15 protein-coding genes are annotated in these 12,087 nt (G+C 56.4%); 10 read left to right on the forward strand and 5 right to left on the reverse strand.

All coding sequences use genetic code 11. The features are described from left to right. Positions 1–28 precede the first annotated feature (28 nt). The 4 genes from D0851_RS14580 to D0851_RS14600 form a co-directional block, all read right to left on the reverse strand. Positions 29–1,183 carry an ABC transporter substrate-binding protein gene (locus D0851_RS14580; protein WP_117619303.1) on the reverse strand — a complete coding sequence of 385 codons (1,155 nt, stop codon included), beginning with the start codon at positions 1,181–1,183 and terminating at the stop codon, positions 29–31. Between the two features lie 431 nt (positions 1,184–1,614). Continuing rightward, the gene (locus D0851_RS14585; RefSeq protein WP_117619304.1) at positions 1,615–2,970 is read right to left on the reverse strand and encodes a sigma-54-dependent transcriptional regulator; all 1,356 of its coding nucleotides are present in this window, start codon (positions 2,968–2,970) and stop codon (positions 1,615–1,617) included. Beyond that, complete coding sequence (locus tag D0851_RS14590; RefSeq protein ID WP_117619305.1) at positions 2,945–4,705, reverse strand: sensor histidine kinase; 1,761 nt, start codon at positions 4,703–4,705, stop codon at positions 2,945–2,947. Before D0851_RS14590 ends, D0851_RS14585 begins: the two co-directional genes overlap by 26 nt. Before the next feature lie 634 nt (positions 4,706–5,339). After that, positions 5,340–5,570 carry a type II toxin-antitoxin system HicB family antitoxin gene (locus D0851_RS14600; RefSeq protein WP_117619306.1) on the reverse strand — a complete coding sequence of 77 codons (231 nt, stop codon included), beginning with the start codon at positions 5,568–5,570 and terminating at the stop codon, positions 5,340–5,342. Positions 5,571–5,903: 333 nt separating this feature from the next. Between D0851_RS14600 and D0851_RS14605 the strand changes: the two genes are divergently transcribed. Then, on the forward strand, positions 5,904–6,140 hold the full coding sequence (locus D0851_RS14605; RefSeq protein WP_205422216.1) for a type II toxin-antitoxin system RelE/ParE family toxin: 237 nt from the start codon (positions 5,904–5,906) through the stop codon (positions 6,138–6,140). Continuing rightward, positions 6,133–6,438: a helix-turn-helix domain-containing protein gene (locus D0851_RS14610; RefSeq protein ID WP_117619307.1), complete on the forward strand. Its 306-nt coding sequence runs from the start codon at positions 6,133–6,135 to the stop codon at positions 6,436–6,438. Before D0851_RS14605 ends, D0851_RS14610 begins: the two co-directional genes overlap by 8 nt. A 359-nt stretch (positions 6,439–6,797) precedes the next feature. On the opposite strand, the gene D0851_RS14615 is transcribed toward D0851_RS14610, so the two are convergent. Continuing rightward, positions 6,798–6,995, reverse strand: coding sequence for a hypothetical protein (locus tag D0851_RS14615; RefSeq protein ID WP_117619308.1), 198 nt, complete (start codon positions 6,993–6,995; stop codon positions 6,798–6,800). 81 nt (positions 6,996–7,076) lie between these two features. Between D0851_RS14615 and D0851_RS20625 the strand changes: the two genes are divergently transcribed. The 8 genes from D0851_RS20625 to D0851_RS14645 all read left to right on the forward strand — a co-directional run bounded on the left by D0851_RS20625 (position 7,077) and on the right by D0851_RS14645 (position 11,960). Continuing rightward, positions 7,077–7,340, forward strand: a complete 264-nt coding sequence (locus D0851_RS20625) for a hypothetical protein (RefSeq protein ID WP_227539590.1) — start codon at positions 7,077–7,079, stop codon at positions 7,338–7,340. Then, positions 7,271–7,417 carry an ATP-binding protein gene (locus D0851_RS20630; RefSeq protein WP_227539551.1) on the forward strand — a complete coding sequence of 49 codons (147 nt, stop codon included), beginning with the start codon at positions 7,271–7,273 and terminating at the stop codon, positions 7,415–7,417. Before D0851_RS20625 ends, D0851_RS20630 begins: the two co-directional genes overlap by 70 nt. Positions 7,418–7,424: 7 nt before the next feature. Beyond that, entirely contained in the window at positions 7,425–7,673 is a 249-nt protein-coding gene (locus tag D0851_RS20635) for a hypothetical protein (protein WP_227539311.1), read from the forward strand. Continuing rightward, on the forward strand, positions 7,670–7,894 hold the full coding sequence (locus D0851_RS14625) for a hypothetical protein (protein ID WP_117619309.1): 225 nt from the start codon (positions 7,670–7,672) through the stop codon (positions 7,892–7,894). The genes D0851_RS20635 and D0851_RS14625 overlap by 4 nt, the downstream gene beginning before the upstream one ends. A gap of 712 nt (positions 7,895–8,606) precedes the next feature. Then, positions 8,607–9,992: a type II toxin-antitoxin system HipA family toxin gene (locus tag D0851_RS14630; RefSeq protein WP_117619310.1), complete on the forward strand. Its 1,386-nt coding sequence runs from the start codon at positions 8,607–8,609 to the stop codon at positions 9,990–9,992. Beyond that, positions 9,976–10,254, forward strand: a complete 279-nt coding sequence (locus D0851_RS14635) for a helix-turn-helix domain-containing protein (protein ID WP_117619311.1) — start codon at positions 9,976–9,978, stop codon at positions 10,252–10,254. The genes D0851_RS14630 and D0851_RS14635 overlap by 17 nt, the downstream gene beginning before the upstream one ends. Before the next feature lie 143 nt (positions 10,255–10,397). Next, positions 10,398–11,246 carry a hypothetical protein gene (locus tag D0851_RS14640; protein WP_117619312.1) on the forward strand — a complete coding sequence of 283 codons (849 nt, stop codon included), beginning with the start codon at positions 10,398–10,400 and terminating at the stop codon, positions 11,244–11,246. A 318-nt stretch (positions 11,247–11,564) separates the two neighbouring features. Then, entirely contained in the window at positions 11,565–11,960 is a 396-nt protein-coding gene (locus D0851_RS14645) for a phage integrase N-terminal SAM-like domain-containing protein (protein WP_227539312.1), read from the forward strand. The last annotated feature ends 127 nt before the right edge of the window (positions 11,961–12,087 follow it).

Below are 12,087 nucleotides of genomic sequence, written 5' to 3' on the forward strand. Positions count from 1 at the left end.
TTTTTGTGAAAAAGCAGCTGACCAGAGGTCAGTTGCCGGATTCACCGCGTCGCTTCTTGACGAGAGCGGGGGACGGTTTCAGGGATTCAGCATCGTAAATGTGCCAGTTGCCCAGCATGACCCGGGCTGGCGGATATTGTGTGTTGGGTACCGGTATGCCGACGGCTTGCGCCTGGACGATTTGGTGAGTGTCCGGGTCAATATAGGAGACATAACCGTCGGGATCCTTGGGCAGACGAATGTGCAATCCCTCCAGTGCCGCAATCATGGCGTCTGTGTCGGTGACCTTGCCGGCCTGGCGAATCGCGCTGGCTATGATGAGCATGCCTGCGTAGGCCCCTTGCGCGGAGTAACTGGGATAGCGTCCCGACAGGGCGTGGAACCGGTTGACGAATTGGCGGTTCAGTTTGGTGTCGGGCCAGTTCACGTGGTGTCGGGCGGACAGAATGAGCCCTTCTGGGGCTTCCGGGCCCAGACTGACCAGGGTTTCGTAGTCGCCGCCGGCATCAAAGTTGGCCACGCGCATCTGCGGGAACAGTCGTGTTGTGCGGGCCTGAGCGATAAAGGCCGTAAAATCGCCACCCCACAGAGACACCACGAGTACATCCGGTTGTGACTCAAGCAGAGCCTGGATGTAAAGTGAGTAGTCCGGCTCATAGAGCTTGGGCCAGTATGTACCTGTCACCTCATAGTCCACCCCGAGCAGTTCCAGCGCCTGCTGCAGGTCGCGCCAGGCGACCCGGCCGTACTCATAATCCGGACCCAGAAAAGCCAGCTTCTTCCAACCGGTTTTCTTTTGCAGTTCTTGCAGGTAACGGGCGCCAGCGGCATGGGAATACCAGGTGTCGCTGGAGACCCGGAAGTAGTATTCGTGGCCCTCCTCAAGAGTTGCTCTTGAGGAGGCGTGGTCGGTGCCGATCAGAATGATTTTTCGTTGTTTCGCCAGACGGCTGACGGCCATGCCCACACCCGAACTAACCATGCCGCAGAGGATGTTGGCGTTATCCTGGCGAATAAAGTCTTCCGCCATGCGAACGGCAAAGGAAGACTTGGAGCGGGAGTCGTCGACGATCACCCGCAGCCTGGGCGCAGCAGGATCAGCGCTGAGTTCTTCAAGGGCGAGTTTTATGGCGACAATGCTGTCCCGGCCATAGCTGGCGGAGCGACCGGTCATGGGATACATGCAGGCGACCGTAGCATCGGCTGCATGTATAGCGGCACCTAACTCGACCCGCCCCACTGGTGGTGTGGCCGGCACCCGGACTGCGGCCTGGCTCGAGCTCACGCCGAGCAGTATAACGGCAGCCAAACCCGTATAGACTGGCAAGCTACCCAGGCAGGTCGTTGTGCAATCAATGAATGGAGCTTGGCGTAAGCGGGCCAGCAGTCCCGGCAACTCAGCCTCCCGGGCCGAACGTATCCGGCGTGTGGTTATGTGTTTTTATTGTGAACCAACTGGCAGGACAAAAGGCAAAACGGGTGCCAATGTACGTGAAAGACGCTTTCAGGCCGGACGCAAGTCGAATGAGGCTTCCCTGTCGCTACACCAGGCGGCATTGTGAGCGCAAAGCGCTCAGATCGGGCGGCTGGAGTGAGCGCTTTTCGCTCAATTGCTCAGGTAATCCCCAGGCGTTGCAGGCGGCGTTTGAAGGCATGCCGGGAAAGCCCCAGCTGTTCGGCCGCCTTACCCTTGTGGCCGTCGGTTTTTTCCAGGGCCTCCAGCACCAGCTGACGCTCCGCACGCTGAAGGTGCTGGTCAAGGGAGGATTCCCTCAACTGCTTGTTGTCTCCCTTAGGCGCGCTGGCTGCGTGGAATTCGGCGGGGAGGTGCTGCGGCCGGATCAACTGGCCGGGGTAGAGAATGGTCAGGCGCTCCACCAGATTGCGTAACTCACGAACATTGCCCGGCCAGCTATAGGCCAGCATTAAATTCAGGGCCTCCAGGGGTATCTTGATAGGACGGCAACTTTCTTCCCGGGCCTGTGAGTCAATGAAGGCGTCCAGCAATTCACGAAGGTCTTCGCCTCGCTCGCGAAGTGGCGGGATCGTCATTGCAATGACATTCAGCCGGAAATAGAGATCCTCCCGGAAGTGGCCCTGGCGGACTTCATCTTCAAGGGATCGATTGGTGGCCGCAATGACCCGTACATCTGCGATATGGTTGCTGCCGCCGCCAACCGGCCGGTAGTCACCGTTTTCCAGAAAGTGTAGAAACTTTGCCTGTAATGGGAGAGGCAATTCTCCGATTTCATCCAGAAACAGGGTGCCCCGGTGGGCCATAGCCACCAAGCCCGAGCGCTTTTGGTGAGCGCCGGTGTAGGCCCCTTTTTCAGCGCCAAACAGTTCCGCTTCGATGAGCTGTTCTGGCAGTGCGGCGCAGTTGATCTCAACAAAGGCTTCGGAGGATCGCGTGCTTTGCTCATGGATGGCCCGGGCCACGACGGCCTTGCCGGTGCCAGACTCGCCCAGCAACAGAATTCTGCCTGCACTGCTGCCGGCGACGCGCTGGATCGTCTGCCAAAGATGGGTCATGGCCTCACTTGAGCCTACCAGGCCCGACGAGGAGGCCCCCCGGGTGCGATGGTAGGTGAGCTCTTCCTGCATGCGGGTGCGCTCAGTGATGTTCTGGATCAGGTGAAGTAGTTCGTCAAGTGCAAAGGGTTTGGTGAGGTAGTCGGTAGCGCCGGCCTTTACTGCCTGTACCGCTGCCCGGGTATCGCCATGGGCGGATATCATGACCACAGGTAGTTCAGGATACAGTCGGACCGCTTCGTACAGGACATCCATGCCGCTCATTTCCGGAAGCCGCAAATCGAGCAGCATCAAGTCCGGCGGATTTTCTTCCAGAGCTGCCAGGCCCGCTTCACCCGTATAGGCGCACTGGCTTTGGATGCCGGCCTGGTTCAGGGCGAAGGTGAGTGAACGGACAAAACGTTTTTCGTCATCAACGATCAGAATCTGTGAGCGCATGTTGGTTGTCGGTGGGTCGTTGTTTTTGTGTTTTCTGCTGTAGTAAAAGGTTATCACTGTTTGCTGCCGGCAGGGTGACGGAAACCGTGGTGCCCTCTCCCTCGGTGCTCTGGATCAGCAAATCACCCTCATTAAGCTCAATCAATTGGCGAGTGATGCTCAGTCCGAGGCCGGTACCTTCCTGCCGAGTTGTGAAGAAGGGTTCTGTGACCCGTTGCAGGACGCTTTCATGCATGCCGCAGCCATTATCGTTGATATCCATGGTGATCCGATCCCCGTGGCGGAATGCCCGCAGCTGAACGACGCCCCCAGGTTCGCAGGCCTGAATGGCATTGGCTACCAGGTTCACCAGGCACTGGATGATTTGGTCGGGGCTGGCGTAAATGGACTGCCGTGCATCGCCGCTGGCGCTTACCGTCACCTCATGGGTTTCTGCCAGCCCGGTGGTGAGCACGGAGGTATGGCGGAATACCCGCCTGATATCGACTTGCTGAGGTGCCCCAGCAACCGGACGGGCGTAATCGAGCAAGTTACCGACCACGCGATTGAGGCGATCAATTTCATCCTCCACGGAGATCAGCAGATCCCGTCGCTGGTCATCGGTTTCACCTTTTTCCAGTGCCTGAACCGTCAGCTTGATGGTGGCCAGCGGATTGCGCACCTCATGGGCGACCCCTGTGGCGAACTCCCCCAACACAGCGAGTTTTTCCGCCTGAACCGTGCGCTGGATCATCTCTTGCAGGCGGTCTGCCATGGCGTTGAAGGCGTGTGCCAGCACATCGATCTCATCCTTATCGTTTTTTGGTGCCTGCAGGCGAAATTTCAGGTCACCGGAGGCAAAGGCTTCGGCGCCTTCGGTCAGCCGGGCAACCCGCCGACGCAGACTCCTCGCCAGTGCCCAGAATAAGGCCACCGTGCCCAGGACCATTACGCTGGCCAAAGCATAGAGTCCGAGCTGGGCATCTCGCAACGGGCTCAGGATTTCACTCGCGGAAACCACGTAATCAATACGCCAGCCGGGCAGCACTTCCGGCCCGGTACGCAGGGCCTCCGGCGCGGTTGTCTGCAGGTTGCCGGTGGCATCGAGCAGGTCGCCTGCGGGGGTGCGCAAAAAGGATTTCAGAACGCCGGCCAGGTTTTCGGTGCGCATCAATTCGGTGAGGGACGCTAACCGCACATGCAGACCAATGGAGCCCTCAATAGCCTGATTGGCACTGTTCCGCAAAGGCTGACGGATTAACAGCCAGGCGGGGCCATCGCCATCGGGCAGGTGGGGGCCGATGATCTCACTGCTGCCAAAAGTGATGGTGGGCAGGCCCTTCAGTGACCAGCTCTCACGATTCCAGTAGGGGCTGCCGGAAGCGGCCTGACCCGGAATAACATCAGTCAGCTCCTCATTGCCGTCGAAAAACAGAACGCCGTAGAGGTCCGGTGAATCCGCCTCCACCCGAACCAGTTCTTTGACACCCTCGGGCACCGCATCGTTGTATGAAAGATACAGGGGGGTAGAGGGGTGGGTGGACAGGGTTTCAAGCTGGTAGATCCGGTTCTCGATAAAATTGGTTAAACGATTGACATTGCCGGCGACCTGGGCCTCAAGGCGCTCCCCGGCGAGACGCTCAGTCAGCAAGTCCGAGACTGCGGCGTAAAGCGCGCTGAGCAACGCAACCGAACCAACCATCAGTGTCAGCGAGAGAAAAGTGTAACGGCCCACCAGACTGAATCTGGGTTTCATGGCAACCTCATTTTTTTCATCAGACAGCGATAAAACTGGCCTTTACTGTCTTGTCCGCTCCCCTTAAAGAGGGCAGGCCGCCTGGTAAAGAGCGCCGATACTCTTTTGTGCAAATTCGCGGGCTCGTTGATCTCCGCAACGGCGGTTAAGGAACTTGGGGCATCAGCTTCCGGAAACAGGAACACTCAGCAGACAGCGTGATCGGTCTCCGCGCCGCTGGCAAGATCTTCCGTTTCAATCATAGTTCCAGTGTGAAGATGGCGGCGACGGCGTGGTCCCCATTTAATGGTGTGATCGCCACAGGTTCATTTACAGTTCGATTGCGGAAAAGGGGCAGGCTAACCCGCCGCAGTGGCACGTCAAGTTGTCGAGTGGGCTAAGGTCCCGTGTTGCGGGGCCTGGTCATTAGGCGTTCAAAAATTCGTTCACGTCGACGCCAGACTGTTTCAGAATGGCTTTCAGCGCCCTCTGGCATGTCGCCGGGGTGGCTGGGGATAGTGGTGTAGCGGTCGGTGCTGGAGTTATACCAGATTTCATGGGAGCCGGCTGCTTACCGGTCAAATACAAATCCCAATTTCTTGAGCTTCTTGATGATCTGCCGGTACTTGAAGCCTGCCAATCTACCCATTAGAGGTTAGAGGCCCAGGATCAGTGGGTAATCAAAGGGATCTTGGGTGGTGGCCAAGTGGGCTTGCTGATGGCGTTCCGCTTGCGCTTCCAGCAGTTTCTTGGCGACATCGCGGGCAATCTCGAGGGTTTCGGTAATGGTACGCCCTTGGGCGATCAGGCCGGGAATATCATCCGACGTCGCCAGATAGACGCCTTCGGGCAGCTTTTCGATATGCAGGTTGGCAATCTGTTCCATTAAGACTCTCCAGATCAGGCCGGGTTATGGCCCTCTCTTCTCCAGTTTTGGCAAAGCCACCTCCGGCAAGCCGAATTCCTAGTCTGAAAGGTGTTATTCAATGCAAATAACCTAGCGCTCGTGGTGTTCCCTGTCGAGCCACGCGATCCGCAAGGAATGGCATGCGCTGGGAAGCCTGCCCTGGTCCAAAGAGGTTCAGTATCCTTGTGCCGCCTGCCCAACAGCAACCAACACAGTTGAAAGAAGGGATTGCGGTTGTATCACTAAGTGCTATACCTGCTGTCAATAATAAGGACGAGGAATGCAGGTATTTAAGAACAAGGCTTTCGGCAGGTGGGCCCCCAAGGAGGGGGTAAGAGCGGGGGGGGGGGCAGAGCCCTGCTGGCCTATCGGGCGGGTGACAAGGCCTTCTTTGTCTACGGCTTCGCCAAGAACGTGCGAGCCAATATCAGCGACAAGGAACTGAAGGCCCTAAAGTTATATGCGGATACCTTGCTGCACTACAGCAAGGCCGAGTTGAGAAAAGCCGTGAAAAGCGGCGCATTGATTGAGGTCATTAGCGATGGATAAATCAATCCTGGACACCATCCACGAAGGTGCCAAAGAGTTGCACGACGCCGGTGTGATGGGCGATGTTACCTTGCGCGAGTTTGATGCCCTGTGCCTGCCGCCGGTGAAAGTCTACACCCCTGCCCAGATCAAGCGCATCCGGCAGAAAGCCAGGGCCAGCCAGGCGGTATTCGCCGCCTATCTGAATACCAGCCTCTCCACAGTACAGAAGTGGGAGATTGGCGGCAAAAAGCCGAACGGTCCCTCGTTGAAACTGCTGAACCTGGTGGATAAGAAGGGACTGGACGCACTGGTCTAACCCCCAAGCCTGCGGAGCCATCTTCGCGGGCATTTTTGTCCCGTTCCCACTGGAGTGGTTGGGATCGGCAGGAATTTGATCATATCCTGCTCTGAGAGCGCCCAATATCGACAGTTTGAGCCACAGTCCCGTTCACACCGTTCGCATGATGGGAGCGGTTGGGAAAGGCCGAATTTTGATCAATTTCTGGTCAAGGTTCGGCCAGGTAAGCCTAAAAAGTTGGCAATGTCAGCCAGATTTTGACGGCTTCCGCTCTTTAACAGCCTGACTTTTCGTGTTCCGGGCAGGTATAACCCTCGTTCGATGCGAACGCGGTCTATGTCTGCTGTTTCATTCTGTTAGATGGCGCCTTGTATCCATCAATCCGGGAAATAATACCCCGTCAGCACCCCATCCCAGGCGCTGGCCCAGAGAGGCTCGGTATCCTTGTGCCGTTTGCCTCGGAAGACTTCTTTTGGCGTGAGGCCATCAAGATTCTGGTGTGGCCGCAAGCGGTTGTACCAAGCCTGGTAGATGAGCAATTCGGTCTGCAGGTCCGGGCTGTTAGAGGAGTCCATACACGCCACTAAATCAGCACCTACATTCCAGTCCTGAGATTGAACACACTGATTCCCTCTTCAACTCCAGGAGGAATCAGCATGACCCGCGAACGAGAACAACTTTGGCAGCAGCATATCACGGAGTGGCAGGCCTCTGGATTGTCTGGAATGGCCGCCGTGTCACTTCGCCCCGATGTATGGAGAACCGCATGGAATCACCCGCTGAAAGTTATGGACTTGAGAACATCGTCCTGCACCATTCGTTCAAAAAGTTTGCTGGACGCACCGTTCGGATCCAGTGCAGAGAGCGGACACATGTTGGCGGTACCAACGGAGCTGGAAAAACCTCCATCTTGCATTTGATTCCTGCCTTCTACGGAGAAGAACCGGATCGGATCGTGAGTCGCGCTGGCGGGCGATTATGGTCTGGGTGGCCCTGACAGTAAGATGAGCCATATTGATCGCCTGACCCATGTCGTCCTGAACAAGAATCGGCTGCTTTCCAGCTTCAAGGGCATGATCTGCGAGACCATGTTCGATTCGATTCACATCAACAAGCGACCAACCATCCTGCATGAGCGCGATCTGGTCAACGATATCCGCAGCCTTGAGGCATTTGAGCGGGAAGAGTCGGCCATACGGGAATGCCTGGTCAAGGATGCAGAGCGTAAGGCACCGGGAAAGGCACGGTCTTGATTCCCGCCGACTGGGGGCGCCTCATCGAGGACGAGGACTTACGCGAGGAAATCAGTCAGCGCGATGCCCACCGTCGTCAATCCAGAGCCATGACTCGGCTCAAAGCGTTGGCGAAAGGCACGGACTGGGAGTCTGTCGTGGTCGCCATGGGAGAAGCCGAGCTGGCGGTAATGCAGGAGCACCTCACGGTAAGAGGATGGCTGCTGGCTGGGAACTGCTAACCGCTAACCTCCATGTACGCCAACTACAAGCGCTTAACTAGCCTGGATACAACCGCGGATGTGAGCGTCGATCGGGATGATTTGATACCAGGAGCGTTTTGGTCGGACAAACCGGTCATACGGAATACTGTGGATGATCTGCATTATGAGCTGGAGACAAGACAAGCAGAAAGGGAAGGCTGGAAATTGCCGCTATAAACCGAGAGCGGCCAGAAAATCCATGGACTGCAAGGAACCGAGAGCGAAAGCCCAAAAGGCATTAAAACGCTTGCCTGAAGCGTTCGGACTGTCCAGCTAGCATCATCATCCTTGATGTGAATGTGCTGGATTTCTTCTTTGTTCAGCACCAGATTGCGAAACTCCCCCAAGGTGAGCCCTTGACCAACAGCCGTTTCCTGCGGCTGGGGTCGCGTGCTGCTGTCGGTAAGGCACTAAACTTCGGTCCTCAAGAATGCCGGCCTGGATGAGCGAGGCGTTCAGAGAATACGAGGCAGGGCGAGCCCATGGCTGAGCAGGCGTTTCTCTATCTTAACTCCGAAGTTGCAGTGTCCGTTAACGTTGAGCGGCATTTATTCCGCGAGCTGTCTCCGGTTTGGTTCTATATACCATCACGATAGACTATAGATACCGGCTTAGCGGCATTATATATCAGTATGCTGGTATTTAAGGTCGTTAATAGCTATGGTAAAGTCTACTATGCTGATATTTAGATATGGCTATGCAGAGCGAGCAAAAGATCCTGACCCTACAGGTCTACTGGAACTATCAGTGGCACGACGCCGGCACCGTCCGGTTCCCGAACCCCAAGACCGGCCTCACTGGTGATATGGCGTTCACCTACAACGGCAAGTATGTGAATGCGGTCACCACGGCGAAGGAAGGCCTGTCGTTCAGGGATGAGCGGGCCATTGGCCACCATGTCCCCGGACACCTGATGAAGAGGTACCCCCGGGAACCGGTTGCCCCGGTACTCCGGGACATCATCCCCCAGGGTGCCGGGCGACGGTATCTGCTCCGTCATTGGGACGTGACCGGGGATCCGGGTCCGTCCGTTGACTTCAAATTGCTCAGCGAAGGGTGCATCGCACCGATCGGCAACCTGCGCATCAAGGAGGCCGCGGAGGCTTTCGAGGCGCAGGTAAAAGACACCAAAGTGATCTCGTTCACTCAGGATGACATCAGCGATCGGGATGAGTACCTGCTGGAGTACGCCAATCAGCTGGGTGTGGTCATCGGTGGCGCCACCGGCGCCGGCGGCGATGCGCCAAAGCTGCTGGTCGTCGAGGACCGGGACGGTCGATTCTACCTGGAGGGGACCCTCCCGGAGCTGGAAATCGCCAATCACTGGCTGGTGAAGTTTCCCCGGGGCCGGATGATGCCAGAGGATCAGGACATCCTGCGAGCAGAGGGAATCTTCTACGAGGCCTTAGATCAGCTGGGCCAAAACACTATTCGGGGTGCCCATGTGGTAGAAGGCAGGGTCCCGGCATTGTGGCTGCCGCGATTTGATCGGGAGGTAGCCCCGGGCGGGGTCCGGCGGTACGGGGTCGAGTCGATGTACAGCCTCAACAAGATGATTGGCGACGGCGCCAGGATGGAACACCCTGATGTTATAGTCCGGCTGCGCGAGGCGATCACGCACCCACCGGAGTTCGATACAACCCTGTGCGAGTACCTGGTGCGCGACGTCATCAACTACACCTTCGGCAACAGCGACAATCACGGGCGCAATACCGCCCTGATCAAGCGCGACGGCCGGATCAGCCTGTCCCCGGCTTACGACCTGGCGCCCATGGTGCTGGACAAGGAGGCCATTGCCCGGACGACAGTCTGGCCGCAGGAATACCAGCATTCGGTCTATGAACCGAACTACCACAAGATCATCCGGGACTTTGCCGAAAACCCGGACATCACCCGGGCCCGATTCATTGCTGAGCTGGAAAAGCTGGCGGGCCTGAAGAAAAAGGTGGTGGACCTGGGTGCACCCGGGCGGGTCCTGGAACATAAGAACATCGTCTTTGAGCGCCCGGAGAGGTTCTTGGAGACCCTGAAGACCGAGGCGGGAGGCGATGATGCCCAGAATGCCACCAAAGGTTGAAGATGATGAGCGCGAGGCGGCCCAGGCTGATCTGGAAAAGCGCATGAAGCAGGGCAAGATCTCGGTGGGGGCCGCAGTGCGTGAGATCCGCCAGCGCTTTGTCGGTATCACGCTGGAAGACTACGCTCGGCTGTGTGGACTGTCGAAGACCACCCTTATGAATATTGAGCGTGACGACCCCCGGGTCCTGCTCGAATCTGTCAAGAAGGCCGTGCAGCCACTGGGTTACCAGTTGTCCCTGGTGCCCCCTGCAGATCTTTAGAGAAGGCAGTACCCAAGCGTGCAAGTCTGGCTCCAGACCATGTTGGTACGAAGGCCGTTGTCTACTGCACCTGATAGGAATGGAGCGCCACATAAATGGCCGTCCAAATTAACTGCAAATAGGTCTTCCTGTGGAGCGCAACGGTGAAGCTGATCTTGAGCCGAAAAGGATTCGATTCATCCGCCGGTGGATGTCCCAGCCCGGTATTTCCCGACAACTCCTTTTACGCACTACCTATCCCGGACAAGAAATCACGCATTACCTATCAAGAGCTGAACTATCAGGGTATAAATATCGGTAAGCTCGTTGCAGATTTAACGGGCGATCCCCGACGCATTGCGCATTACGCTCACCTCGATCCTGATCTCATTGATCATGTTTACCCGCGACATACTGACTGGCGACCTCTGCTTGGGCAGTCGGGTAGTGCTCAAGGGCATTTGCGTAAGCAAGAAGTAGGCGTGGGTGACGTCTTCATGTTTTTCGGACTATTCAGACCAGTTGAGAAAAGTGGTGAGAACTGGAGGTTCATTAAGTCGGCACCCGCATTTCATGCCCTGTGGGGCTGGCTCCAGATCGGAGAGATTCGTAAGGTTGACCAATTAGCAGAAAAAGAGTTGGCCTGGGCCCGTTATCACCCTCACTTTCACGGTCAAATTGATGCAAGCAACACACTTTATCTTGCTTCTGAAACCTTGCGCCTGGATGGACTGGATATTGGGTTACCGGGGGCGGGAACATTCAGACAAATGCATGACCAGTATAGGCTGACCGCACCAGGGGTAACTTCCCCAACACATTGGCGCTTGCCCGGTTTTTTCTATCCCAATAGCTCTGGTTTTACATTGAGTTTCCATAGCAACCCGGCTCGCTGGTCCAGGGCTGGAAAGTACTGTCATCTGATGAGCGCTTCCAGAGGTCAGGAGTTCGTTCTTGACGCTTCGGGTTATCCTGAGGCTATCTCCTGGCTTAATGGGCTTTTGCGGCAGTGATCAGCTATTAAGCAGTTTCTCTATTTGGGCACAAGCCTGATAAGGATTTGATGTCCGGAAGACGGACGTTTGATGCCAGTGGATCGATCTGTGTATGAGTAGACGCCCGGTGACGACCATCGATTCGTTGAAGGCGCTGGTTTTCGTGACTTGAGCCACCTTTACAGCTTTGATTCTACCAATGCTACCAGCGCCCCTGGGGTTCGCCGAACGAGGCCAGCACTTTCAATGCATCCAACACAACTCTGGGGCAGACTCGCCCACCGATCGGCATTAATGTTGTCACCGGAGCATTGAGGCAACCGCCGGAGATGAACGGTGCACAGCAAGCAGGTGTTACCCGATTTTGAGACTCGATTAGCCAAGGTTCAAGACGTATGGCGGGATAACCGCAGCCTCAAGCAGGCTACGATTGTTCAGTATCTTTACTGGATACGCCGTTTTCATCGTTACTGCATGGTGGAAGCCCTTAGTCCCGATGAGCAACTGACCCAGGCCGGCGTAAACAATTTTGCTCAGTGGTACGCACGACAACGGCAGGTCGATACGGAGTGTGCTTGCGAGGAAGCACAGTCTGCACTGCGAGCCTGGGCATTTGGACTAAGCGCCTTAGGCGTTGAAGTCCCGCCGTGGCAAACAGGGATGGTTGGTATTTTTCAGCCCGAGCCCCAACTGCAGGCTTTCGCCGAACATTTGCGCCAACACCGTGGTTAGTTACCGAAAGCTGCTTGGTTAAACCTTGAGAGTTGTCAGAAAAAATACTACTTTTTCTGACAATAATGTCAGTGCCGAGGTCTTGAGGCGAATCAAGGAAGGGATGAGCGAGGAGGAATTCGAAAAA

This window comes from Marinobacter sp. Arc7-DN-1 (assembly GCF_003441595.1).
In the GTDB taxonomy this organism is placed as follows: Bacteria; Pseudomonadota; Gammaproteobacteria; order Pseudomonadales; family Oleiphilaceae; genus Marinobacter; species Marinobacter metalliresistant.

Excerpts from the sequence above, each read along its gene's own strand:
- D0851_RS14590 (WP_117619305.1), bottom strand. The coding sequence starts at position 4,705 with ATGAAACCCAGATTCAGTCTGGTGGGCCGTTACACTTTTCTCTCGCTG.
- D0851_RS14615 (WP_117619308.1), bottom strand. The coding sequence starts at position 6,995 with ATGGACTCCTCTAACAGCCCGGACCTGCAGACCGAATTGCTCATCTAC.
- D0851_RS20625 (WP_227539590.1), top strand. The coding sequence starts at position 7,077 with ATGACCCGCGAACGAGAACAACTTTGGCAGCAGCATATCACGGAGTGG.
- D0851_RS20635 (WP_227539311.1), top strand. The coding sequence starts at position 7,425 with ATGAGCCATATTGATCGCCTGACCCATGTCGTCCTGAACAAGAATCGG.
- D0851_RS14630 (WP_117619310.1), top strand. The coding sequence starts at position 8,607 with ATGGCTATGCAGAGCGAGCAAAAGATCCTGACCCTACAGGTCTACTGG.
- D0851_RS14585 (WP_117619304.1), bottom strand. The coding sequence starts at position 2,970 with ATGCGCTCACAGATTCTGATCGTTGATGACGAAAAACGTTTTGTCCGT.
- D0851_RS14635 (WP_117619311.1), top strand. The coding sequence starts at position 9,976 with ATGCCACCAAAGGTTGAAGATGATGAGCGCGAGGCGGCCCAGGCTGAT.
- D0851_RS14580 (WP_117619303.1), bottom strand. The coding sequence starts at position 1,183 with ATGTATCCCATGACCGGTCGCTCCGCCAGCTATGGCCGGGACAGCATT.
- D0851_RS14600 (WP_117619306.1), bottom strand. The coding sequence starts at position 5,570 with ATGGAACAGATTGCCAACCTGCATATCGAAAAGCTGCCCGAAGGCGTC.
- D0851_RS14610 (WP_117619307.1), top strand. The coding sequence starts at position 6,133 with ATGGATAAATCAATCCTGGACACCATCCACGAAGGTGCCAAAGAGTTG.